The organism is Streptomyces sp. NPDC051172, assembly GCF_040682555.1.
Classification (GTDB): Bacteria; Actinomycetota; Actinomycetes; order Streptomycetales; family Streptomycetaceae; genus Streptomyces.
In genome coordinates, this window is record NZ_JBFBBE010000134.1 from 1 (window position 1) to 22,751 (window position 22,751).

The following is a 22,751-nucleotide window of genomic DNA, read 5'->3' on the forward strand; positions in this document are numbered from 1 at the left end:
GGTCGGCGTTCAGATCAACGCCCAGCAGCCGCACACCACAGGCCTTGAGATCATCCGGGGTGGGCAGCACTGTCTTGTCGGCCGACCAGCTTGCGCCGCCGCCCCCGTGTCGGCGGGCCCCATGTGACGTGAATATGCCCACAGGCGGGGGCGGCTGAAGCCTCTTGAACCATGTTCAGAGCTGGATTTGAGGTTTGCGTAGACGTCCTACGTTCTCGGACGTAGGCGTACGCATGTGCTCACGGCTCCTCGTGGTGTTCCGACAGCCCCGGCCAGTCGTCCGGGCCGCCGCCCTGCCACTCGATGAGGTCGCTCTCCTCGACGTCCGTGACGTACAGGTCGGCCAGGCGCAGGATCTCGCCGACGTCGTCGACGTGGGTGGCGATCCCCAGCGTCTGGTCGCCCTCCGTGACCCGCCGGGAGCCGTCCAGGGCCGGCGAGTGCACCACGATGTGCGGATGCTCCGTTGGTGGATGTGTCATACCTTCAGCGTCCTGCGGGAGCGGGGGACGCGCACCCGGGGTGTTGTCAGACCTGGCACCTTCGCGACGTCGTGGCGAAGGAGGCGGGGGCGAGACCGTGAAGGAGGCCGTGCAGGCGGCTCTCCAGCACATGCACGGCGGACGGAGCCCCAAGCGCCGGGGCGGCAGAGAGCTGGTACGGCTCCTGGAGGAGGTGCGGGGGACTGCGGCGGGGGCCGGCGAATGGCAGGTCGTGCGGCTTGTGCACGATGCCATCGAGTACGCGGAAGGGCGCATCACGCGGTACGACTTCGAGGACCGGTACCGGCTGTTCGGGGACGGGCGGCTGAGGGAGTCGCACTCGGGCTTCCTCGGCAGCACGATGAAGGCGATGCACCAATGGATCTTCGACAGCGGGCGGGAGTTCTTGGCGGACCGTCCGGAGGCCGGAATCGAGGAGTTCCTGGAGCACTTCCGGGCGCAGGGCGAGGACGCGCAGTTCCTGGAGGCCCCCGAGGACCGGCCGGGACGCTATGTGATTCCGCGGGGCAGGGCCGAGACCATGCTGTGGTTGGAGCGGATCCAGCGCAGCCGCCGGATCGACGTCGTGGATGCGGCCACCGAGGCCCGCAAGATCGTCAGCTCGCCCGAAGCCCTGGCCCTGCTGGCCGCCGACGACCGGGGCAGATCCTCCTGCGCGCCGCTGAACTGCGCCGACGTTCGGCCCGGCTCAGGGAGCTGCGTACCGCCGTCGAGAATCGCACAGCGACGGAGGCGGATGTCCAGCGGGCGCTGGAGGGGCAGCACTGGATCTTCGGCGGGCGGTTCGTGGGTGAGGCGGCGCACCGGAGACTCGTGCCGGGGGACGAAGTCGACATTCCCTTGATACGCGGCGACGGGGCGCTCCACATCGTGGAACTCAAGCGCGCCATGAGCCTCAAGGGGCCCCTCGTCAAGCGGCACCGTAACTCCTGGGTGCCGGCTGCACAGGTGCACGAGGCCGTCGGGCAGGGCGTCAACTACCTCACCGGACTGGACGAGAGCAGGGAGCGGCTGCGTGCCGACTTCGGGATCGAGACCCGGCGTGCCTCCGCCCTCGTCCTGGTCGGGCACCCCGCACTGCATCCCCAGGTGCCGGAGGAGGAGATCAACGAGGCGTTGCGGACGTTCAATTCGCATGTCACCAGGGTCGAAGTGCTGACATACAAGGAACTCCTGGACAACGCCGAGCGCTCCCTCGCCGGGGAGGGGCCGGTGTAGGGAGCGCGCGGGATGCCTGGCCGTCCGGCGGTGCGAGGCTGGGCGCGACAGAACGTTCGCGCCGCCGGACGGAGTCTGGGGGTGGTGCAGGAAGTGGCTGGGACCGCGACGGGTGCGACGGAGCCGCGACGCTGCTTCCCTCAGGTCGAAGAAGCAGTGCCCGGGACCTTCACCACCGCACTGGCTCGCACGCCGCCGCGGTCCTTGCCCCGCCCGCCACCGCCGGCCGGCCACCCCTCATCCGGGCCGTCCGGCGGTCACGGGCCGCCTGTGGGTCAGTCCTCGCGCAGGGCGCGGACCGCCTCCTCCACGCGCCGGCCGTACTCGGGGTCGGCGGCGTGGAAGTGGGCCAGGTTCTTCTCGATCACGTCGTCGCGGGAGACCTGGGAGAGACCGCCGGCGATGTTGGCGATCAGGCGGGACTTCTCGTCCGCGGACATCAGGCGGTACAGCTCGCCGGCCTGGAAGAAGTCGTCGTCCTTGGTGTGCAGCGGGGCCTCGTGGGTGCCGGTGTGGCCGGCCACCGCCAGCGGTGCCGACAGCGGGCGGCCGGTCTCCACCGGGCCGTCGTAGGAGTTCGGCTCGTAGTTCTTCGCCCCGCGGCCCTGCGGGTTGACCGCCATGAAGCCGTCGCGGCCGTAGTTCTGTGCGGTCGTCGCCTTCGGCGCGTTCACCGCGAGCAGGGTGTGGTTGACGCCCAGGCGGTAGCGGTGGGCGTCCGCGTAGGCGAACAGGCGGCCCTGGAGCATCTTGTCCGGCGACGGGCCGATGCCCGGGACGAAGTTGTTCGGGGAGAACGCGGCCTGCTCGACCTCGGCGAAGACGTTGTCCGGGTTGCGGTCCAGGACCAGGCGGCCCACACGCTGCAGCGGGTAGTCCTTGTGCGGCCACACCTTGGTGAGGTCGAACGGGTTGAAGCGGTAGTCCGCCGCCTCGGCCGCCGGCATGATCTGGACGTGGAGGGTCCAGGAGGGGTTCACCCCGCGCTCGATGGCCTGCAGCAGGTCCGTCTGGTGCGAGTTCGGGTCCTTGCCCGCGATCTCGGCGGCCTGCTCGGAGGACAGGGAGCGGACGCCCTGGTTGGTCTTGAAGTGGTACTTGACGAAGAAGGCCTCGCCGTCGGCGTTCGTCCACTGGTAGGTGTGCGAGCCGTAACCGTTCATGTGGCGGTACGAGGCCGGGATGCCGCGGTCGCCCATCAGCCAGGTCACCTGGTGCGTGGCCTCGGGGGAGTGCGCCCAGAAGTCCCAGACGTTGTCCGGCTCCTGACGGCCCGTGAACGGGTCACGCTTCTGCGAGTGGATGAAGTCCGGGAACTTGATCGGGTCCTTGATGAAGAACACCGGGGTGTTGTTCCCGACGAGGTCGTAATTGCCCTCTTCGGTATAGAACTTGACCGCGAAACCGCGCGGGTCGCGGACCGCGTCCGCACCGCCCAGCGAGTCGGCCACCGTCGAGAAGCGCAGGAAGACCTCGGTGCGCTTGCCGACCGTGCTCAGGAAGTCGGCGTACGTGAACCCGGTGACGTCGTCCGTCACCTCGAAGTAGCCGTAGGCGCCCGAGCCGCGGGCGTGCACCACGCGCTCCGGGATGCGCTCGCGGTTGAAGCGCGCCAGCTTCTCCAGGAGGTGCTGGTCCTGGAGCAGGAGCGGGCCGCCGATGCCGGCGGAGGCGGAATGCTGGTTGTCTGCGACCGGGGCGCCGGACTCCGTAGTGAGAGTTCTCGTCGTGAGCACGCGCTTCGACATCGTGGACCTTCCGTGCGGGTGTCAGCGGAAACTTGTTTCCGCTTTGTGGAGCCTAAGAGTGGGCGGGTCGAGCGTCAACAGTTTGTTGAATTGGATTCCGGGTCGCGGCGCCGCCTGGGCGCGACAGGACAGGTGTCAGCGGCGCCGCGACCCGGAAGTCTCAGAGCTGAGCGCCCGAGAGGCGCTCGACCGCCCGCAGCAGGGCCGAGTGGTCCAGGCCGCCGTCGCCCTGCGCGCGCAGGCTGGCGACCAGCTGGGCGACCACGGCACCGACGGGCAGGGCGGCGCCGACGTTGCGGGCGGCGTCGGTGACGATGCCCATGTCCTTGTGGTGCAGGTCGATACGGAAGCCCGGCTTGAAGTCGCGGGCGAGGAAGTTGTCCTTCTTCCGCGTCAGCACGGTCGAGCCGGCCAGGCCGCCGTTGAGGACGTCCAGCGCCGCCTTGAGGTCCACGCCGGACTTCTCCAGGAAGACCACGGCCTCGGCGCACGCCTGGATGTTCACGGCGACGATCAGCTGGTTGGCGGCCTTCACGGTCTGACCCGAGCCGTGCGGGCCGCACAGCACGATGGTCTTGCCGAGGGCCTCCAGGATCGGCTTTGCCCGGTCGAAGTCGGCCTGCTCGCCGCCGACCATGATCGACAGCACGGCCTCGACGGCGCCGGCCTCACCGCCGGACACCGGCGCGTCCAGTACCCGGATGCCCTTGTCCTGGGCGGCCTTCGCCAGGTCGGCGGAGGTCTGCGGCGTGATGGACGACATGTCGATCAGCAGCGCACCCGACCTCGCGTTCTCCAGGATGCCGTCGGGGCCGTAGGAAATGGCCTCGACCTGCGGCGACGCGGGCACCATCGTGATGATCACGTCGGCGTCCCGCACGGCCTCGGCGATGGACCCGGCCACGGTGCCGCCGGCGGCGGCCAGGCGGTCCAGCTTGTCCTGCTCCAGGGTGAACCCGGTGACGTCGTAACCCGCCTTGATCAGGTTCTCGGACATGGGGGAGCCCATGATGCCGAGGCCGATCCAGGCGATCTTGGGGAGGGCGGTGGTCATGATTGGGGTACCTCTCTGAACTGCGGTGCTACGTCTGTGAATTGAGGCGGGGCCGGCACTTCTTGGCGCCGGTCGGCGAACTTCAGCCCGTCCGGCGTTTGAGGACGAGGCCGTTCAGGCCGAAAGCGGGGGCCCGGGGGCGGCAGCCCCGGCCGACGGCACCGTCACCGAGCGGCGCGGTACTCCACCGGCAGCCAGCCGAAGGCCTCCGCGCTGGGGCGGTCGCCCGGCTTGTACTCAAGGCCGACCCAGCCTCCGTATCCGGCCTTCTTGAGCTGGTCGAGGAGCTCCTCCAGCGGGAGCGAGCCGGTGCCCGGCGCCCCGCGGCCCGGGTTGTCGGCGATCTGGACGTGGCCGGTCTTTGCCGCGTACTGCCCGATCACCGAGGAGAGGTCCTCGCCGTTCATGGACAGGTGGTACAGGTCCATGAGGAACTTCGCGTTGCCGAGCCCCGTCGCGGCGTTGACCTTGTCGACGATGCCGATGCCGGCCGGTGCGGACACCAGCGGGTAGAGCGGCGACTCGGGCTGGTTGAGCGTCTCGATCAGCAGGATGGCGCCGATCCGGTCGGCGGCGCGGGCCGCGAGGACCAGGTTCTCCAGGGCGAGCGCGTCCTGCTCGGCCGGGTCCACGCCCTCGACGCGGTTGCCGTACAGCGCGTTGAGCGCCTTGGTGCCGAGCGACCGGGCGAATTCCGCGGCCACCTCGATGTTGGCGCGGAACTTCTCCGACTCCTCGCCGGGGATCGACAGGGCGCCGCGGTCGGGGCCGGGGAGCTGTCCGGCGTAGAAGTTCAGGCCCGTGAGCCGGACGCCCGCGTCCTCGATCGCCTTCTTCAGGGCGTCGAGCTCGGACTGCTCGGGGGTGGGGGAGTCGACCCAGGGCCACCACAGCTCGACCGCGGTGAAGCCGGCCGCGGCGGCGGCCGCGGGGCGCTCCAGGAGCGGGAGTTCCGTGAAGAGGATCGACAGGTTGACGTTGAAGCGCTGGTCGTCGAATCCCATGGAGGTCGGCGCTCCCTTCCGTGTTGGCCAGTTATTTCGTATTGCGGAAGTTGATTTCTGCTTAATGGAAGACTGCCTGGGGTGGAGGAGGGCTGTCAAGGGCGTCGGCACAAAAAAGGCCCCCGCACGTGAGGTGCGGGGGTAGGCTGAAGGGGCTGATCAGAGGGCGTCGACGGCGCTCACCTTCCAGCCTTCGGAGGTACGGCTCATCGTCATCCGCACCCGGTTGAGGTCCAGCCGGGAGCCCGAGACCTGGGTGCTCTGCGTGACCTGGTTGACGAAGAGCAGGACCGTGACCTTGTCCGGCGAGGCCGAGGCGACGGAGGCTGCGGGGACGGAGGCCTTCACCACACCGTGGTACTTCTGCGCCGTCGGCCCGACCACCGTCCTCGTGGTCTTCCCGTACTGGTCCTTGAAGTGCCCGGTCAGCAGCGTGCGGGCCCGGGCGAAGTCCCGGTCCAGATGCCGGTAGTCGTACGACAGGACGACCGGCGCCGCCTTCCTCGCGGCCGCGAGCGCCTGCGACCGTGCGCTCTCCGCCTGCCGTCCCTGCGCGTACTGCCGTCCGAGCAGTGCGGCGGCGACCAGCGCCGCCACCAGCAGGACGCCGAGCACCGCGGGGAGCAGCCTCCGCCCGGAGCGGGGCGCGGGTGCGCTCCCCTCCGGCTCCGCCAAGGTGTCCGGGTCCTGCTCCAGCGGCTCCGGCGAGGGCTCCGGCGGGTCGTCCCAGCTGTCCGGGGCCGGCGGCTCGGGCCGCTGCAGGTACTCGCCCCGCTTGGCGCGCTTGGCCGCCGCACGGGCGGCCGCGCTCATCGTGCGGCTCCGGGTGGTCGGGTTCGCCATGGTCGTACTCCTCACTGGGGGCCCGTCAGCCCACGAACTCGACGTCGGAGGTCAGCCAGCGCCCGCCCCGGTACACCAGGTCGAGCTGCAGCCGGTAGGTGCGCGCCTCTCCCTGGGGCGCGGCGGTGTTGGTGACCTTGCTGTCGGCGACCACCAGGACACGGCCCGAGTGGGCGTCGGAGCGGACGATGCCGGCGTCCAGGACCTGCCCCTCGGACACCGACCTGTTCTCGGCGACGAGCTTGGTCAGTTGCGCCGTCTGCGCGGTGAACTGCTTCTTGAAGTCACCGGTGGCGCCCTTGAGGACGTTCGCGCTGTCCCGGTCGTAGTGCCGGTAGTCGAGCGAGGTGAAGTTCAGCGCGGACTGACGGGCCGCGGCCAGGAGGTCCTGGCGCCGCTGATCCGTCCCGTGCCGGTCGTGCAGGGCGAGGCCCAGCCAGCCGGCGACCGCGGCGGTGAGGACGGTCGCCGCGACCAGCCCCACCGTCAGGACCCTGTTCATGCCATCGGGCCGACGAGCAGCCATTGCCACGACTCCTTTCCGAACACCGTCTGCTGGCCGCCCGTCGAGCCGATCTCGACGGGCCTTCCGTCCGGACCGGTCGCGGTGCCGGTGTCCGGGTCGTACGGCGTGATGTACGCCGCCTGGTTCGCGCCGCCGGACGTCGCGCCGGGGGCGTTCTGTGCACCCCGCACCGACGTCTTGCCGCCGCGCGGGGCGGTGCAGTGCGCGTCCGTGTTGGCCGCACGGGTGCTGGTGTCCGACGGGTCGCGCCAGGTGGTGCCGTATCCCTTGGTGCACGGCGGCGGGTCGCCCGCGTTCACCACCAGACCGAAGTGGGTGGTGCCGTCGCCCGGGACGACCGTGTAGCTGCCCGCGACCAGCGCCGGGAAGGTGACGAGGGCCTGTTCCACGCCGGGCAGGTGCGCCAGCGTGACCCGGCCGCCGCTGATCAGGTTGGCCAGCAGGACCGACAGGCCGGGGCCGGTCGACTTCAGCAGCGAGTCCACCTGCTGCGCGGCCGGTGTCGCATTGCCGATCACCTTGCGCAGGTCCCCGTCGCTCGCCTTCAACTGCGCGCTGAGCGCCGCCAGATCGTGCGCGAACGACTTGATGGAGGAGCCCTGGTCGGCCTGTGTCTTCAGGACCTTCCGCGAGTTCTCGATCAGCGAGATCGTCTCGGGCAGGGACTGGGACGCCGACTCCACGAGCGCGTTGCCCGAGTCCACCAGACGGCTCAGGTTCGGGCCGGTGCCGTCGAAGGCCTTGCCCAGCTCGTCGACGGTGACCCGCAGATCGTTCTTGCCGACCGAGTTCACCAGCCGGTCCAGGCTGAGGACCAGGTCCGTCGTGGGCAGCGGCACGCGCGTGCTGCCGCGCGGGATGGCGCTGCCGTCGAGGAGGTACGGGCCGTGGGAGGTGCGCGGCTGCAGATCGACGTACTGCTCGCCCACCGCCGACCGGTCCGCCACCACCGCGAGGGTGTCCGCCGGGATGCGCGGCGCCCCGTCCTTGATGTCGAGGGCGACCGACACACCCCCGGAGCCGCTCAGCCGCAGCGCGCCGACCTTGCCCACGGGCGCCCCGCGGTAGGTGACCTCCGCGCCGGGGAAGATGCCCCCGGAGTCGGCGAAGTCGGCCTGCACGGTGTAGCCGCGGCCCAGGACGTCGTCCACCAGGCCGGTGTACCGGGCGCCGACGTAGGACACCCCGACCGCGGTGACGGCGGCGAAGGCCACCAGCTGGGCCTTGACCGTACGAGTGATCACGGCTGGACCCCCTTCAGCATCAGCTCGGCGAGCGCGAGGTCGATGCCCTCGGGCGGCTTCGCTCCGGTGGTGTAGCTGCTCGTGCACACCGGCGGGCACAGCGGCCCGCCACCGCCCGGGGGTGACGACGGGACGGAGGGCGACGACGGCAGACTCGGTGTGCTGGGCAGCGGTACCGGCGTCGGGACGCTCGGCACATGCGGGAGGCCCGGTACGGGGGAGCCGCCCGGCGTCGGCGAACTGCCCCGGCCATGGCCGGGGTTGCGGCCTGCCAGATTCCCGTACAGGTCCGCCAGATTGAGATCCGCGGTGATGTGCAGGTTGACGTAGTCGCCCTTGACGGCGTCCACGGCATTTCGTGGGAACGGGTAAGTGGTCAGCAGTTCAAGGGAGTTGGGCAGGTCGTTGCCCGACTTGTTCAGCTGCTGCAGGATCGGCCGGAGCTCCTTGAGGTTCGCGACCGTGTCGTCGTGCGAGGCATTGACGACCTTGGTGCCCGCCTTGCCCAGCTTGGACAGGGCGGTGAGCATCTTGGTCAGGTTGCGCCGCTGGTCGGCCAGGACCTTCAGGGCGGGCGGCATCGTGTCCACGGCCTCGGCGATGGTCTTCTTCTCCTTGCCCAGCCGCCCCGCGAGCCGGTCGACGGCCTTGATCGCGCGGACGATGTCGGCCTTCTGCCGGTCGAGTCCGCCGACGAACGTGTTCAGTTCCTCCAGCAGTGATCTGACCCGGTTCTCCCGGCCGTCCAGGGCCTTGTTCAGTTCCACGGTGATCGTCTTCAGCTGGGCGACCCCACCGCCGTTGAGCAGGGCGGACAGTGCGGAGAGCACCTCCTCGACCTCCGGGTTGCGGCCGCTGCGGGAGAGCGGGATACGGTCGCCGTCGCGGAGCCGGCCCACGGGGGCGGTGCCGGTCGGGGCGGCGAGCGCCACGTACTTCTCGCCGAGCAGGCTCGTCTGCCGCAGCTCGGCGACCGCGTTCGCGGGCAGCTTCACCGAGTCCGCGACCCGCAGCCGTACGCGCGCGTGCCAGCCGTCCAGCTCCACCTTCTCCACCGCGCCCACGGTGACGTCGTCGACCTTCACCGCCGACTGCGGCACCAGGTCCAGGACGTCACGGAAGTCGACGGTGACGTGGTAGGCGTGTCCGTCGTCGGCGGCACCGCCGGGCAGCGGGACGTCGTACCAGCCGTCGAACTCGCAGCCGGACAGCAGCAGCGAACCGACCGCCGCCCAGGCGAGCGCCCCGGCCTTGCGTCGTGTGCTCATGCGCTCGCCCCCAGGATCCCGCCGAGCGTCCGGTCGACCGTGCCGGTCACCGCGGTGCCCTGCGTGGGCAGTTGGGGCAGCGAGTCGAAGAGCTTCTTCAGCTGCCCGCAGTCGGGGTTCTGGCCGCCTTCGTCGCCGGTCGTCCGCAGGATCGAGCACAGCAGCGAGGCCGGGTCCTGCGCCTGCTGGGCGTTGTTGCGGGTGTCGAGGGTGCCGGAGGACGGGTTGTAGGCGTTGTTGAGGTTCGACAGGCCCGTGGGTGCGACCCGCAACAGCTCGTCCAGGGCGGCCCGCTGGGTGACGAGCACCTTGGTCACCTTGCTGAGGCCCTTCACGTCCGAGGTCAGCGACTTCTTGTTGTTCTTCACGAAGGCGGACACGTCGCCGAGGGCCGTCCCCAGGTTCGTCAGCGCGTCCGCGAGGTCCTGGCGCTCGCCCGAGAGCTGCTGCGCGACGGCGGCGAGACTGGTGTCGAAGGACCGCACGCTCTTGTCGTCGGCGGCCAGTGCCGCGGTGAACACCTGGAGGTTCCGCACCGTCCCGAACAGGTCCTTGCGGCCGTCGGACAGTGTAGTGACCGCCTGCGACAGGTCCTGGACGGTCCGATTCAGGTTCGCGCCCTGCCCGTCGAGGTTGTCCGCGCTCACCCCGAGCAGCCGGGAGAGGGAGCCGTCCTTGTTGGCGCCCTTGGGACCCAGCGCCTCGGCCGTGGTGTGCAGGCTGTCGAAGATCCGGTCCAGTTCCACGGGTACGGCGGTGCGGTTCTCGGGGATGACGGCACCGCTGTGCATCACCGGGCCGTTCCGGTACACCGGCAGGAGCTGCACATAACGGTCGCTGACCACCGAGGAGTTGATGATCGCGGCCTGGGCGCCGGCGGGGACCCTGCGTCCGTGGTCGAACTCCAGCTCCACCCGCACCCGCTCGCCCTCGGGCGTGATCTTCTCGACCTCGCCGATGCGGACGCCGAGGACACGGACGTCCGAGCCGGGGTAGATGCCGACGGTGCGCGGGAAGTACGCGGTGATGCGCACCGGCTCGGGCCGCGGCCACAGCACATAGGCCAGGGCGGCGACCAGGGCGAGTGCGGTGAGCACCGCCAGGCGTCGCTTCATTCTCTTCACCGGGTGCCTCCCGTCCGAGGCGTCACCGGGGCGGCGACCAGGTTCTGGACGTAGGAGTCGAACCAACGGCCGTTGCCCAGGGCGTTGGTGAAGACCCGCACATACGGCGCGAGCAGCTGCACGCTGCGGTCGAGGCTTGCCTGGTTGCGTTCGAGCATCTGCACCACTCGCTTCAGGCCCTCAAGCGCGGGCCCGATCTCCTTCTCGTTGTCCTGGACCAGGCCGGAGAGCTCGATGCCGAGCGCGGCGGAGGTCTTCAGCAGCCTGTGGATGGCCTCGCGCCGCCTGCTGATCTCCTGGAACAGCTGGTCGCCGTCCTTGACCAGGGCGGTGAAGTCCTTGGAGCGGTCGGCGAGCACGCCCGTCGTGCCGTTCGCATGGTCGAGGAGTTCACCGAGGGCCTGGTCGCGGGAGGCGACCGTGCGGGAGATCTCCGACAGACCCTTGATGGACGCGCGCACCTCGGCCGGCGAGTCCTGGAAGGTGGCGGAGATGGTGTCCAGGGCCTTCGCCAGCCGCCCGGTGTCGACCTTCTCCGTGGTGGTCGTCAGGTCGCTGAACGCCTGCACGACGTCGTACGCCGGGACGGTGCGCCGCAGCGGGATCCCGCTGCCCGGCCGCAACTGGCCCGGCCCCTTGGGCTGCAGCGCGAGGTACTTCGCGCCGAGGATCGTCTTGATCCGGATCGACGCGCCGGTGTCGGTGCCGAAGTGCGGATCGCCCTCGACCTTGAAGGTGACCTTGACGTGGTCGCCGTCCAGGTCGACGGTCTCGACCTTGCCGACCTTCACCCCGGCGATCCGCACCTCGTCACCGGGCTTGAGGCCGCCCGCCTCCGAGAAGGCCGCGCTGTAGGTGGTGCCGCCGCCGATGAACGGCAGGCTGTCGGCGTTGAACGCGGCCACGGTCAGCAGCGCGAGGACGGTGAGACCGACGGCCCCGATGACCACGGGGTTGCGTTCCCGGAACGGGATCAGGCGTGGCCGCCGTATCCGTATGCGCGGCAGCCTGGGCGGGTCGATGCGCACCTTCATCATGGGCTGCGGGCGCGGTGCCGCCGGGCGCGGCTGCGGCTGCGGCTTGGGCTTCGGGCGTCGTAGGCGGGGCGGCTCGATACGCACCTTCATCAGCGGTTCCGGCCTGCGAGGGCGGGGCGCACGCCGGGGCAGCCGTGGCCTCGGCAGCTTCGGCGGGTCGATACGGACCTTCACCAGCGGTTCCGGGCGGGTCTTCCGGCTCATGATCCGCACCTCGCCCTCGCCACGTGCAGATCGGGGGTGAGCGCCTGCTTCGTCTTCGGCAGCACGATCCGGCCGTCGAAGTCGCAGAGGTAGAAGTTGAACCAGGAGCCGTAGGACGCGGTCCCCGTCAGTGCGTTGAGCTTGTTCGGCAGCCGCTGCAGGACGCCCTCCACGGTCTTCTCGTTGTCGTTCAGCGTGCCGGTGAGATCGGTCAGCCCGGCGATGTCGTCCTTCAGCGGCGGCCGTGCGTCCGTCAGCAGCCCCGAGGTGGCGTCCGTCAGATCGCCGATGTTCACCAGTGACTGACCGATGGGCCCCCGGTCCGCGGACAGCCCGGAGATCACCCGCCGCAGCTGCAGGAGCAGTTCGGAGAACCGGGAGCCGCGCTTGTCCAGCGTCTGCAGCACTGTGTTGAGGTTGTCGATCACCGAGCCGATCAGCTTGTCCCGGCCGGCCAGGGTCGTGGTGAGCGAAGCGGTGTGCGCCAGCAGGCTGTTCACCGTGCCGCCCTCGCCCTGCAGCGTCTTGATGATCTCGGTGGCGAGCTGGTTGACGTCCTGCGGGCTGAGCGCGGCGAACAGCGGCTTGAAGCCGTTCAGCAGCGCGTTCAGGTCCAGCGCGGGCTGCGTCCGCTGCAGCGGGATGGTGCCGCCGGGCTTCAGCGGTGTGCCGTCGCCCGCGCCCTCGGTCAGGGCGACGTACCGCTGTCCGACCAGGTTGCGGTAGCGGACGACCGCATGGGTGCTGGTGAGCAGCGGCCGGTCGGCGCCGACGGTGAAGGTGATCTCCGCCAGCGTACGGTCCTTGATCCGGATGCCCTGGACCTGCCCGACCCGCACTCCGGCGACCCGGATGTCGTCGCCCTTCTCCAGCCCGGTGACATCGCTGAAGACGGCACGGTAGGTGCGGTCGGGCGTGAAGGAGAGGTTCACGATGGTGGCGGCGAGCAGGGCCGTCGCCACGATCGTCACCAGCGCGAACAGGCTGAACTTGATGAGGGGAGCGGCGGTCTGCCGCGCTGCCGAGGTCCTCATACGACGCTCACCGCCGTCCCGCGCGCCATCGGCCCGAACAGCAGCGTCGCGACCGGCGGCACCTCGTCGGCGGGCACCCCCATGACGGGCGACACCAGCGAACCGACCGCCCGCTGCTCTGCCCGGGTGGCGGAGACACCGAGCGGACCGGACGAACTGCCGTTCCTGGAGCCGTCGTTGAGGTGGAACCCCGGTGCGGGCACGGCAGGATGCGGCAGATCACGGCAGTTCGGCCCGGACCGGTCGGCGTAGCGCGGCTCCTCGCCGGGCCGGTACGCCCCCTGCTGCCGTACGACCTCGAGCGTGATGTGCATCCTGCCGCCCCGGAACGCCTGCTCGGAGGCCTGCTCCTCGTGGACCAGGCCTGCGAAGAGACACGGGTACTCGGGGGAGTAGCGGGCGAAGAGTTCGAGGGTCGGGCGGGAGACCTGCCCCAGGGTGATCAACCGGTCGCCGTTCTCGTCGAGGAAGTCCTGTGCGGTGCCGGCGGCGCCGGCCGTCGTGGTGAGGGCCGAGGCGAGCCGGTCCTGTTCCGCGACCAGCGTGCGGCTGGTGGTCACGGTGTTGCGCAGGATCTCCATCAGGTCCGGCGCCGCGTCGCCGTACACCTGGGCGACGTCGGCCAGCCGGGCGAAGTCCTCGGTGAGGGACGGCAGATGGGGATTGAGGCGGTGCAGATAGGCCTCCACGCGCGTGAGGTTGTCGCCGATCCGGTCCCCGCGGCCCTCCAGGGCGGTGGCGAACGCGGAGAGCGTGGCGTTGAGCTTGCCGGGCTGGACGGTCCGCAGCAGCGGCAGCAGGTCGTTCATCACCTGCTGCAGCTCGATGCCGACGCGGGTGCGGTCCTGGGTGATGACGTCACCGGCGCGGATGGGCCGAGCCGAAGAGGACGCGGGTGCGACCAGGTCGACGTACTTCTCGCCGAAGAGCGTCTTGGGCAGCAGCCGGGCCCGTACGTCCGACGGGATGTCGGCGGCGTACTCCGGCTTGAGCGCGATGTCGAGCGTCGCCTTGTGCCCGTCGGCATGCACCGAGCGCACCTCGCCGACCAGCAGGCCGCGCAGTTTGACGTCGGCGCGCGGGTCCAGCTGGTTGCCGAGGCCGTCGGCCTCCAGTCTGATCCGTACGACCGGCGTGAACGCCTGCCGGTACACGGCGACGGACAACGACAGCAGCAGGGCGAGTACGGCGAGGAACACCACGCCGTACAACCGCAGTCTCCACACCCTCATACGGTTCACCCCGCAATCCGTACGGTCGTGTTGGCGCCCCAGATGGCCAACGAAAGGAAGAAGTCGAGGACGTTGATCGCCACGATCGAGGTCCGCACCGCACGGCCCACCGCGACGCCGACCCCTGCCGGGCCGCCGCTCGCGTAGTAGCCGTAGAAGCAGTGCACGAGGATGATCAGGACGGCGAAGACCAGCACCTTCCCGAAGGACCACAGCACGTCGACCGGCGGCAGGTACTGCTGGAAGTAGTGGTCGTAGGTGCCGGCCGACTGTCCGTAGTAGCCGGTGGTGATGGTGCGGGCGGCGAAGTAGGACGACAGCAGCCCGATCACGTACAGCGGGATCACGGCCACGAACCCGGCGATCATCCGCGTGGTCACCAGGAACGGCAGCGAGGGCACGCCCATCACCTCCAGGGCGTCGGTCTCCTCGCTGATCCGCATCGCGCCGAGTTGGGCGGTGAAGCCCGCGCCGACGGTCGCGGACAGCGCGAGTCCGGCGACCAGCGGGGCGATCTCGCGGGTGTTGAAGTACGCCGAGAGGAACGCCACGAAGTTGGAGGTGCCGAGCTGGTTGAGCGCCGCGTAGCCCTGGAGCCCCACCTCGGTGCCGGTGAAGAAGGACAGAAAGGCGATCACCCCGACCGTGCCGCCCACGACGGCGAGGGCGCCGCGGCCGAAGCTCACCTCGGCGAGCAGCCGCAGGATCTCCTTCTTGTACCGGCGCACGGTACGGCCCGTCCACGCCAACGACCGTCCGTAGAAGGAGAGTTGACGGCCGAGCTCCTCCAGACTCCTCAACACTGCCATGTCTGTGCCTCAGCCCCTCTGCGGGACGACCTGGAAGTACACCGCGGTCATCACGAAGTTCGTCACGAACAGCAACATGAAGGTGATCACCACCGACTGGTTCACGGCGTCACCCACACCCTTCGGGCCGCCCTTCGCGGTCAGTCCCTTGTACGAGGCGACGATCGCCGCGATCGCCCCGAAGACCAGCGCCTTGATCTCGGCCGCCCACAGGTCGGAGAGCTGGGCGAGGGTGGTGAAGGAGGCCAGGTAGGCGCCCGGGGTGCCGTTCTGCAGGACGACGTTGAAGAAGTAGCCGCCGGCGACGCCGACCACCGACACCAGGCCGTTGAGCAGCACCGCGACCACCATCGAGGCCAGCACCCGGGGTACGACCAGCCGGTGGATGGGATCGATGCCGAGGACCTGCATGGCGTCGATCTCCTCACGGATCTTCCGGGCCCCGAGGTCCGCGCAGATGGCGGTGCCTCCGGCGCCCGCGATCAGCAGTGCGGTGACGATCGGCGAGGCCTCGCGCAGCACCGCCAGGACGGAGGCGGCTCCCGAGAAGGACTGGGCGCCGAGCTGCCGGGTGAGGCTGCCGATCTGCAGTGCGATGACCGCTCCGAAGGGGATGGACACGAGGGCGGTCGGCAGGATGGTCACGCTGGCCACGAACCAGGCCTGCTGGATGAACTCCCTTGCCTGGAACGGCCGTCGGGGCATGGTCCGGACGACGTCCAGCGCCATCGCGAACAGGTTCCCCGACTGCCGCAGCGCTCCGGTCGGCGACAGTCTCATACGTCCGCCACCGCCTTCCGGCGCCGCAGTTCAGCCTCCCGCCGGGCGATCGCCTCCCAGCGTGGTGGCCGGATGATGCCCGGCCCCGGCAGCAGGCGGGGAGTCAGAGCCTGGCTGCCGGGTGTCTGTGCGGTCTCGCTGCCGCTGAGCGCGGCCAGCTCCTGCTCGACCTGGGCGGCGTCCTTCTCCTCCGCCATGCCGATCGGACCCTGCATCCGCCCGTTCAGGAACTGTCTGACGACCGGCTCGTCGCTGGTCAGCAGCTCCTCCCGGGGCCCGAACATGACCAGCTCGCGGCGGAACAGCAGCCCGATGTTGTCCGGCACCTGGCGGGCGGAGGCGATGTCGTGGGTGACGATCAGGAAGGTCGCCTCGATCTGTGCGTTGAGGTCGACGATGAGCTGGTTGAGATAGGCGACGCGGACGGGGTCGAGCCCGGAGTCCGGCTCGTCGAAGAGAATGATCTCGGGATCGAGGACCAGCGCCCGGGCCAGCCCCGCCCGCTTGCGCATGCCGCCGGATATCTCGCCGGGCAGCTTCGCCTCCGAGCCGATGAGCCCGACCATGTCCATTTTCTCCAGCACGATGCGCCGGATCTCGCTCTCGGACTTACGGGTGTGCTCGCGCAGCGGGAACGCGATGTTGTCGTAGAGGTTCATCGAGCCGAACAGCGCGCCGTCCTGGAACAGCACGCCGAACAGCTTCCGCACCTCGTACAGCTCGTGCTCGCGCAGCCGCGTGATGTCCCGCCCCGCGATCTTCACACTGCCCCGCTCCGGCTTCAGCAGCCCGACGAGCGTCTTGAGGAACACCGACTTGCCGGTGCCGGAGGGGCCGAGCATGACGGACACCTCCCCGGCGGGCAGCGTCAGCGAGACGTCCTGCCAGATGACCTGGTGACCGAAGGACTTGGTCAGCCCTTCCACACAGATCTCGACACCCATCCGGTCCACCTCTCGGCCCGTGGAGCAGCTCCGACATCTGCTCTACGGGGAGGGGCGGCGGGTCCGTCGCGGGGGAGGCGGATTTTTTTCCGAGGGGGTGGGTGCGCGGGGTGGGGGGCACCACTTCAGTGGGCGGGTGCCGCCCCGGCGGCACGACTGCCCGCTTTACGGCAGCCCGGTCGGTGTCGGTACGGGGAGCGAGACCGGTGCGGACGGTGTGGCGGGGGTGTCCGGGAGGCTGGGCAGCGTCGTCGCCGGTGTGGGGACGTCCGGCAGGGCGGAGAGGGTGGGGGTGCGCGGGAGGTTCGGGACCTCGGGCACGGCCGGGACCGAGGCCAGTGATGCCTTCGGGAGGGGCGGTACCGACAAGGGCAGCAGGGAGCCCTTGTGGGTGCCGGTCGACGGTGTCGATGCCGTCGACAGCTCGTGGGCTTTCGCGGTGGGCGTGCGGCCTGCGCTTGCGGGGCGTGCCGTCTCGGCGGCCCTCCCTGGGGCGGGTGACGCGGCCGGCGGGTGAGTCGTGACCGGGTGGCCGCCGTCCAGGGCGTACGGCAGGACGAAACCCGCCACCACCAGCGTGGCCGCCGTCGACGTGGCCGCCACCGCCTGCGCCTTGCCGCCCGCCCGCAGCCGCCCCCGCCCGAACAGGAACAGCACGAACCCGAGCGTCCCGGCGAGCGAGGCGCGCAGCGTCCGCCGGGCCCGGGCCAGCAGCGACTCGACCGTGCGGTAGCTGAGCCCCATGCGCACCGCGACCTGGCTCACGTCCAGGTCCTCGGACTTCAGCCGCAGCGCCTCCGCCTGCCGCGCGGGCAGCTCACCGCTGCGCACCGCCAGCCACTTGGCCTCCGCCCGGTCGCACACGGCCTCCTCCACCGGCACCGGCCCGGGCGCGATCAGCGTCGGGCTGGTGCGGACCTCGGCCTCCCGGTTGACCTGCCGGTACCGGTCGACGCACAACCGCATGGTCACCGTCGTCAGCCACGCCCCGAGCCGCTCGTCGTCCAGATCCGGCCGCTCGGCCGCCCGCAGCATCGCCTCGTGCACCGCGTCCTCAGCGTCCTCCTGGCTCATCGACCTGCGCCGGGCCACCCTGAGCAGCTGCTCACGGTGGCTCCACATGCGCCGCCAACGCTCTTCGGCAGCTCTTGCCTCCGCAGGCATCTCCGTCGCCATGAGGGCCCCTTTGCGCTCACCGCCTGTGTCATGTCTCCGGCCGGCGCGCCTGGCACGCACGCTCGGCAGCCGGGCGCTGATCCGGCCAGTGACAAGACACAGGCGCACCCACCGGTCTCGTCCCAGCCCGGCGGATGGCGACATTACCGCCCGGTAGCGGCGGTTGTGGAGGGGGGAGCGGGCATCGAGTCCGCGCCGTTACTGGTCAGCCGCCGGTCAGCGGGAGGCCGCTGGGCAGCACGTTCTCGGTCGGCAGGTCGATGGAGGGGGTGGGCGCAGGGGCGAGGGGTTGGGGTGAAGTACCGGCCGTCGGGCGGGAGTTGGACGGGGGCGGGGAGGCCGACGCGGAGGGGGTGGTGCTCGGCCGGGGGGACGGCTTGGGCGTCGGTTTCGGGGTCGGGGCGGGTTTCGCGGCGTGCGAGGACCCGGGACGCGCCGAGGGCCGTACCGACGAACCCGTGGAGCCGTCCGGCACCACCGTGTGGCCCTCCAGGAAGTACGCGTACCAGGCCCGCACCGTGCGCAGATAGTCCTCCGAGTGGTTGTAGCCGAGGATCGCCCGGTCCAGCCCCGCCGGCTCGGACAGGTCCCCGCCGGCCGCGCACAGATACCGCCCGGCAGCGAGCGCCGCGTCGAAGACGTTGTCCGGGTCGGCCCGCCCGTCACCGTTCCCGTCCGCTCCCCAGCGGGCCCAGGTGGACGGAATGAACTGCATCGGGCCCACCGCACGGTCGTACACCGCGTCCCCGTCGTACGCGCCACCGTCCGTGTCCGGTACGACGGCGAAGCCACCGCCGTCCAGACGCGGGCCCAGGATCGGCGTCACGGTCGTGCCGTCCGCTCTCACCCGGCCGCCGTCCGCCTGCCCCGACTCCACCTGCCCGATCGCGGCCAGCAGCTGCCAGCGCAGCCCGCAGCCGGGCGCGGTACGCGCGAGCTCCGCCTCGGCGCGGCGGTACGCGGCGAAGACCGTCGCGGGCACCGCGCCACCCACGGCCGCCGGTGCCCCGCCCTCGTGGCCCTCGTGGCCCTCGTGCTTCCGCGTGAGCGGGGGAAGCTCCGTGCGGTACGGCGCGTCACCCGACACGCTCGGCCCGTGCTCCGCGGGCTGCCCCACCGGCGCCTGTGCCCGTGCCGGGACCGCCCCCGGCGCCTGCGAGGCGGTCAGCGCCGCCATCGCCGCCGCTGCCACCGCCGTACCCCTGACCCGTCCGACCCTGCGCCCTGTCACCTTGAGGTCCCTCCCTGCGAACTCCTGTCACCTGCTCTACGGAGGAGGACGGCACGTCCGTCGCGGCGTGCCTACCCTGAAGGTGTGGCCCGGTCCAACGACGAGGTCGCCGCGCTGCTGCAGGAGTACGCGGACCTGATCTCGATCACCGGAGGAGACGCGTTCAAGGCACGCGTCTACGAGAAGGCTGCCCGGTCGGTCGGCGGCCACCACGCCGACGTCGCCACGCTCGACCTCAAGGGCCTCCAGCAGATCCCGAACGTCGGCAGGTCGATCGCCCAGAAGGTGCTGGAGTACTTCGACCACGGCAGCGTGTCCGCCGTCGAGGAACTGCGCGCGAAGATCCCCGCCGGGGTGCGACGGCTGACCGCCATCCCCACGCTCGGCCCGAAGAAGGCACTGACGGTCTACGAGGAGCTGGGCATCTCCTCGGTCGAGGAACTGGCCGACGCCATCCACGAGGAGCGGCTGCGCGACCTGAGGGGCTTCGGACCGAAGACGGAGGAGAACATCCTCCACGGCATCTCGCTGCTGCAGTCCTCCGGGGGCCGCGTCCACATCGACCTGGCCATGGGCCTCGCCGACGACATCGTCGCCGAACTGTCCGCCGTGCCGGGCTGCCTGCGCTGCGCCTACGCAGGATCACTGCGACGGATGCGCGAGACGATCGGCGACATCGACATCCTCGCGGCGGCCACGAAACCGGCACCGATCATGCAGGCGTTCGCCGAACTGCCGTACGTCACCGAGGTGATCGGCACGGGCGAGAAGAAGACGTCCGTGCGCACCAGCAAGGGCCTCAACGTCGATCTGCGGGTCGTACCGCCGGACTCCTGGGGCGCGGCGCTGCAGTACTTCACCGGCTCCAAGGCGCACAACATCCGCACCCGCGAACTGGCCGTGCACCAGAAGCTGAAGCTCTCCGAGTACGGGCTCTTCGACGTCGAGAGCGGCAAGAAGATCGTCTCCGAGACCGAGGAGGAGGTGTACGCCCGGCTCGGGCTGCCCTGGATCCCGCCGACGCTGCGCGAGGACCGCGGGGAGATCGAGGCCGGGCTGCACGGCGAACTGCCCGACCTGGTGACGGAGGCGGACCTCCGCGGCGATCTGCACTCCCACACCGACCTCACCGACGGCCTCGCCCCACTGGAGGAGATGTGTGAGGCCGCCGCCGCGCGGGGCTGGGCCTACTACGCGATCACCGACCACGGCCCGGACATGGCCATGCAGCGCATGACCGACGAGCGGATGCTCGCCCAGCGGGAGCGGGTGCGCGAGCTCGACGGGACGTACGCCACCCGGGGCAGGCGCGGCGGTCTGCGGCTGCTGCACGGCGTCGAGCTGAACATCGGCCCGGACGGCGAGGTGGACTGGCCCGGGGAGTTCCTCGCCGGGTTCGACCTGTGCGTGGCCTCCGTGCACTCGCACTTCAACCAGGGGCGCGAGGCACTTACCCGGCGGATCGTACGCGCCTGCGACAACCCGTACGTCAACATCATCGGCCACCCCACCACCCGCATCATCGGCAAGCGGCCCGGCATCGACGCCGACCTCGACGCGATCTTCGCCGCCTGCGCGCGCACCGGCACGGCCCTGGAGATCAACGCCCATCCGGACCGCCTCGACCTGCGCGACGAGGACATCCTGCGGGCCGGGCGGCACGGCGTGAAGTTCGCCGTCGACAGCGACGCCCACGCCGTCCCCCACCTGGCCAACATGCGCTACGGCATCGGCACCGCCCAGCGTGGCCGGCTCACGAAGGAGGACGTGATCAACACCTGGCCGGAGCGCCGGCTGCGGAGCTTCCTGGGGAAGGGCCGGCAGGCGGAGCGGTGACCGGGAAGGTCAAAGGGGCGTCAATTCCCGTTGGTTCGTGGGGTATTGACACGCAGCGTATTGACATGACCATGTAAGAGCGCCAGTGTGTCGGCGTCCTTACGCACGTCCTGCACGATGTTCGGTTCGGCCGGGCTCCGCCCGCCCCATGGCGCGGACGTGTACGAGGCATGCGCCCCGCCCCGCCCCGCTTCCGTGACGCACCGATGCCGGACGTGCCCTTTCCGCGAAAGGGAACGGATCATGTCCCTGGCGTCACTGCTCCACCGCCTGACAAGACCCGGTGCGGCGAGACCCGGCCTGGTGACGGTGGCCCTCGCGGCCGGCGTGCTGGCCCTGTCGACGACCTCCGCCGCCGCGGCCCCGGCCCTCACGCAGATCAGTGCCGATCCCTACACCAACTCCACCAGCCGGCACGCCACCGAAGTCGAGCCGGACACCTTCTCGTACGGCTCGACGATCGTCTCCGCCTTCCAGGTCGGCCGGTTCACCGACGGCGGCGGCTCGAACGTCGGCTTCGCCACCTCCAAGGACGGGGGTGCCACCTGGACCAGAGGATTCCTGCCGGGAATCACCACCCAGGCGGGCGGCACCTTCCAGCGGGTCAGCGACGCGTCGGTGACCTACGACGCCAAGCACAGCGTCTGGCTGATCTCCAGCATCCCCATCACCTCGTCCGTCAGTGTGCCCGAGGTGTTCACCAGCCGCTCCACCGACGGCGGTCTGACCTGGAGCAACCCCGTGGTCACCGCGACCGGTTCGAGCCTCGACAAGAACTGGATCGTCTGCGACAACACCGCCACCAGCGCCTTCTACGGCAACTGCTACACCGAGTACGACAACAACGGCGACGGCGACCGCATCAAGATGACCACCTCCTCCGACGGCGGCCTCACCTGGGGCGCCTCGAAGAACACCGGCAACAACGCCACCGGCCTGGGCGGCCAGCCCGTCGTACAGCCGGGCGGCACCGTGGTGGTCCCGGTCTCCAACGCCTCCGAGACCGCGATCCGCGCCTTCAGGTCCACCAACGGCGGCGGCTCCTGGTCCAGCACCACCACCGTGGCCACCGTCAGTTCCTTCACCGTGGGAGGCGGTCTGCGCAGCGGCCCGCTGCCCTCCGCCGAGACCGACGCCTCCGGGAAGGTGTACGTCGTCTGGCAGGACTGCCGCTTCCGTGCGAGCGGGGGCTCCTGCACCTCCAACGACATCGTGATGGCGACGACCGGCAACGGCACCACCTGGTCCTCGGTGACCCGCATCCCGATCGACGCGACGAGCAGCACCGTCGACCACTTCATCCCCGGCCTCGCGGTCGACCCCGCCACCTCGGGCTCCACCGCGCACCTGGCGCTGACGTACTACTACCACCCGGTCGCGGGCTGCACCGCCTCCACCTGCCAGTTGGACGTCGGATACGTCTCCTCGGCCGACGGCGGCAGCACCTGGACGGCACCCACCCAGCTGGCCGGCCCGATGAGCCACTCCTGGTTGGCGAGCACCACACAGGGCACCATGGTCGGCGACTACATCTCGACGTCCTTCTCCGGCTCCACGGCACACCCCGTCTTCGCCGTGGCCACCGCGCCCAGCGGCTCGGTCCTCAACGAGGCGATGTACACGCCGGCTTCGGGCCTTGCTGCGGCCGCCGGCACCGCCTCCGCCACGACCGCCACGGCACGTGACAACCTCTTCTCCGCCCGCCTGGCCGCGATCGCCTACGCGCAGTGGCTGGCCAACGGCGGCACCGAGGGCGGCGAGGACAGCCCCTGAAGGACCCGTGGGTGACAGGTTCTGGTCAAGGCTTGTCCAAAAAGCGGACGTCCTCCACCGCTCATGATCCAAGGCCGGGAAGTTAAGGATCTTCTGGTCGGTGTCGAGCGTGTCGGGTCAGCAGGCGAGGGCGTAGGTGGCGGGGCCGGTCTTGTGGATCAGG

Annotated in this window: 21 protein-coding genes; 4 read left to right on the top strand and 17 right to left on the bottom strand. The window is 70.4% G+C overall.

What is annotated here, in order from left to right:
• Positions 1 to 239: 239 nt before the first annotated feature.
• Positions 240 to 482 (bottom strand): hypothetical protein, encoded by a 243-nt coding sequence (locus AB0N07_RS43110; protein WP_365845033.1) that lies wholly within the window; start codon positions 480 to 482, stop codon positions 240 to 242.
• A 97-nt stretch (positions 483 to 579) separates the two neighbouring features.
• Here AB0N07_RS43110 and AB0N07_RS43115 point away from each other — a divergent pair, with 97 nt between their 5' ends.
• Both AB0N07_RS43115 and AB0N07_RS43120 read left to right on the top strand, forming a co-directional pair.
• Positions 580 to 1,347, top strand: a complete 768-nt coding sequence (locus tag AB0N07_RS43115; protein ID WP_365845071.1) for a hypothetical protein — start codon at positions 580 to 582, stop codon at positions 1,345 to 1,347.
• Positions 1,272 to 1,721, top strand: a complete 450-nt coding sequence (locus AB0N07_RS43120) for a Shedu anti-phage system protein SduA domain-containing protein (RefSeq protein WP_365845065.1) — start codon at positions 1,272 to 1,274, stop codon at positions 1,719 to 1,721. The genes AB0N07_RS43115 and AB0N07_RS43120 overlap by 76 nt, the downstream gene beginning before the upstream one ends.
• 275 nt (positions 1,722 to 1,996) lie before the next feature.
• Here the strand turns inward: AB0N07_RS43120 and AB0N07_RS43125 are convergent, their stop codons facing one another.
• The 16 genes from AB0N07_RS43125 to AB0N07_RS43200 all read right to left on the bottom strand — a co-directional run bounded on the left by AB0N07_RS43125 (position 1,997) and on the right by AB0N07_RS43200 (position 18,979).
• A complete protein-coding gene (locus AB0N07_RS43125) occupies positions 1,997 to 3,469 on the bottom strand; it encodes a catalase (protein ID WP_365845035.1) in 1,473 nt (490 codons plus the stop codon).
• 160 nt (positions 3,470 to 3,629) lie between these two features.
• Positions 3,630 to 4,523: a 2-hydroxy-3-oxopropionate reductase gene (locus AB0N07_RS43130; protein ID WP_365845037.1), complete on the bottom strand. Its 894-nt coding sequence runs from the start codon at positions 4,521 to 4,523 to the stop codon at positions 3,630 to 3,632.
• Between the two features lie 164 nt (positions 4,524 to 4,687).
• Positions 4,688 to 5,527, bottom strand: a complete 840-nt coding sequence (locus AB0N07_RS43135) for a TIM barrel protein (RefSeq protein WP_365845039.1) — start codon at positions 5,525 to 5,527, stop codon at positions 4,688 to 4,690.
• 159 nt (positions 5,528 to 5,686) lie between these two features.
• Positions 5,687 to 6,370, bottom strand: a complete 684-nt coding sequence (locus tag AB0N07_RS43140; RefSeq protein ID WP_365845041.1) for a hypothetical protein — start codon at positions 6,368 to 6,370, stop codon at positions 5,687 to 5,689.
• 25 nt (positions 6,371 to 6,395) lie between these two features.
• Complete coding sequence (locus AB0N07_RS43145; RefSeq protein WP_365845043.1) at positions 6,396 to 6,896, bottom strand: hypothetical protein; 501 nt, start codon at positions 6,894 to 6,896, stop codon at positions 6,396 to 6,398.
• Complete coding sequence (locus AB0N07_RS43150; RefSeq protein ID WP_365845045.1) at positions 6,869 to 8,140, bottom strand: MlaD family protein; 1,272 nt, start codon at positions 8,138 to 8,140, stop codon at positions 6,869 to 6,871. Before AB0N07_RS43150 ends, AB0N07_RS43145 begins: the two co-directional genes overlap by 28 nt.
• A complete protein-coding gene (locus AB0N07_RS43155) occupies positions 8,137 to 9,408 on the bottom strand; it encodes an MCE family protein (protein WP_365845047.1) in 1,272 nt (423 codons plus the stop codon). Before AB0N07_RS43155 ends, AB0N07_RS43150 begins: the two co-directional genes overlap by 4 nt.
• The gene (locus AB0N07_RS43160; protein ID WP_365845067.1) at positions 9,405 to 10,523 is read right to left on the bottom strand and encodes an MCE family protein; all 1,119 of its coding nucleotides are present in this window, start codon (positions 10,521 to 10,523) and stop codon (positions 9,405 to 9,407) included. Before AB0N07_RS43160 ends, AB0N07_RS43155 begins: the two co-directional genes overlap by 4 nt.
• Positions 10,524 to 10,528: 5 nt before the next feature.
• Positions 10,529 to 11,509, bottom strand: coding sequence for an MCE family protein (locus AB0N07_RS43165; RefSeq protein ID WP_365845069.1), 981 nt, complete (start codon positions 11,507 to 11,509; stop codon positions 10,529 to 10,531).
• A gap of 260 nt (positions 11,510 to 11,769) precedes the next feature.
• Entirely contained in the window at positions 11,770 to 12,807 is a 1,038-nt protein-coding gene (locus tag AB0N07_RS43170; RefSeq protein ID WP_365845049.1) for an MlaD family protein, read from the bottom strand.
• On the bottom strand, positions 12,804 to 14,039 hold the full coding sequence (locus AB0N07_RS43175; RefSeq protein ID WP_365845051.1) for an MCE family protein: 1,236 nt from the start codon (positions 14,037 to 14,039) through the stop codon (positions 12,804 to 12,806). The genes AB0N07_RS43170 and AB0N07_RS43175 overlap by 4 nt, the downstream gene beginning before the upstream one ends.
• 5 nt (positions 14,040 to 14,044) lie before the next feature.
• Positions 14,045 to 14,848, bottom strand: coding sequence for an ABC transporter permease (locus AB0N07_RS43180; RefSeq protein WP_232647213.1), 804 nt, complete (start codon positions 14,846 to 14,848; stop codon positions 14,045 to 14,047).
• Positions 14,849 to 14,857: 9 nt separating this feature from the next.
• On the bottom strand, positions 14,858 to 15,628 hold the full coding sequence (locus AB0N07_RS43185) for an ABC transporter permease (RefSeq protein ID WP_099932182.1): 771 nt from the start codon (positions 15,626 to 15,628) through the stop codon (positions 14,858 to 14,860).
• Positions 15,625 to 16,572 (bottom strand): ABC transporter ATP-binding protein, encoded by a 948-nt coding sequence (locus AB0N07_RS43190; RefSeq protein ID WP_365845055.1) that lies wholly within the window; start codon positions 16,570 to 16,572, stop codon positions 15,625 to 15,627. The genes AB0N07_RS43185 and AB0N07_RS43190 overlap by 4 nt, the downstream gene beginning before the upstream one ends.
• A 165-nt stretch (positions 16,573 to 16,737) precedes the next feature.
• Positions 16,738 to 17,748, bottom strand: a complete 1,011-nt coding sequence (locus AB0N07_RS43195) for a sigma-70 family RNA polymerase sigma factor (protein WP_365845057.1) — start codon at positions 17,746 to 17,748, stop codon at positions 16,738 to 16,740.
• 205 nt (positions 17,749 to 17,953) lie between these two features.
• Complete coding sequence (locus AB0N07_RS43200; protein ID WP_365845059.1) at positions 17,954 to 18,979, bottom strand: lytic transglycosylase domain-containing protein; 1,026 nt, start codon at positions 18,977 to 18,979, stop codon at positions 17,954 to 17,956.
• Between the two features lie 84 nt (positions 18,980 to 19,063).
• Here AB0N07_RS43200 and polX point away from each other — a divergent pair, with 84 nt between their 5' ends.
• On the top strand, positions 19,064 to 20,815 hold the full coding sequence (gene polX, locus AB0N07_RS43205) for a DNA polymerase/3'-5' exonuclease PolX (RefSeq protein WP_365845061.1): 1,752 nt from the start codon (positions 19,064 to 19,066) through the stop codon (positions 20,813 to 20,815).
• A gap of 243 nt (positions 20,816 to 21,058) precedes the next feature.
• Entirely contained in the window at positions 21,059 to 22,588 is a 1,530-nt protein-coding gene (locus AB0N07_RS43210; protein ID WP_365845063.1) for a sialidase family protein, read from the top strand.
• The last annotated feature ends 163 nt before the right edge of the window (positions 22,589 to 22,751 follow it).

Coding starts and splice junctions, on each gene's coding strand:
- AB0N07_RS43185 (WP_099932182.1), bottom strand. CDS start 15,628: ATGAGACTGTCGCCGACCGGAGCGCTGCGGCAGTCGGGGAACCTGTTC.
- AB0N07_RS43160 (WP_365845067.1), bottom strand. CDS start 10,523: ATGAAGCGACGCCTGGCGGTGCTCACCGCACTCGCCCTGGTCGCCGCC.
- AB0N07_RS43125 (WP_365845035.1), bottom strand. CDS start 3,469: ATGTCGAAGCGCGTGCTCACGACGAGAACTCTCACTACGGAGTCCGGC.
- AB0N07_RS43180 (WP_232647213.1), bottom strand. CDS start 14,848: ATGGCAGTGTTGAGGAGTCTGGAGGAGCTCGGCCGTCAACTCTCCTTC.
- AB0N07_RS43175 (WP_365845051.1), bottom strand. CDS start 14,039: ATGAGGGTGTGGAGACTGCGGTTGTACGGCGTGGTGTTCCTCGCCGTA.
- AB0N07_RS43130 (WP_365845037.1), bottom strand. CDS start 4,523: ATGACCACCGCCCTCCCCAAGATCGCCTGGATCGGCCTCGGCATCATG.
- AB0N07_RS43135 (WP_365845039.1), bottom strand. CDS start 5,527: ATGGGATTCGACGACCAGCGCTTCAACGTCAACCTGTCGATCCTCTTC.
- AB0N07_RS43195 (WP_365845057.1), bottom strand. CDS start 17,748: ATGGCGACGGAGATGCCTGCGGAGGCAAGAGCTGCCGAAGAGCGTTGG.
- AB0N07_RS43155 (WP_365845047.1), bottom strand. CDS start 9,408: ATGAGCACACGACGCAAGGCCGGGGCGCTCGCCTGGGCGGCGGTCGGT.
- AB0N07_RS43145 (WP_365845043.1), bottom strand. CDS start 6,896: ATGGCTGCTCGTCGGCCCGATGGCATGAACAGGGTCCTGACGGTGGGG.
- AB0N07_RS43110 (WP_365845033.1), bottom strand. CDS start 482: ATGACACATCCACCAACGGAGCATCCGCACATCGTGGTGCACTCGCCG.
- AB0N07_RS43210 (WP_365845063.1), top strand. CDS start 21,059: ATGTCCCTGGCGTCACTGCTCCACCGCCTGACAAGACCCGGTGCGGCG.
- AB0N07_RS43140 (WP_365845041.1), bottom strand. CDS start 6,370: ATGGCGAACCCGACCACCCGGAGCCGCACGATGAGCGCGGCCGCCCGT.
- AB0N07_RS43170 (WP_365845049.1), bottom strand. CDS start 12,807: ATGAGGACCTCGGCAGCGCGGCAGACCGCCGCTCCCCTCATCAAGTTC.
- AB0N07_RS43190 (WP_365845055.1), bottom strand. CDS start 16,572: ATGGGTGTCGAGATCTGTGTGGAAGGGCTGACCAAGTCCTTCGGTCAC.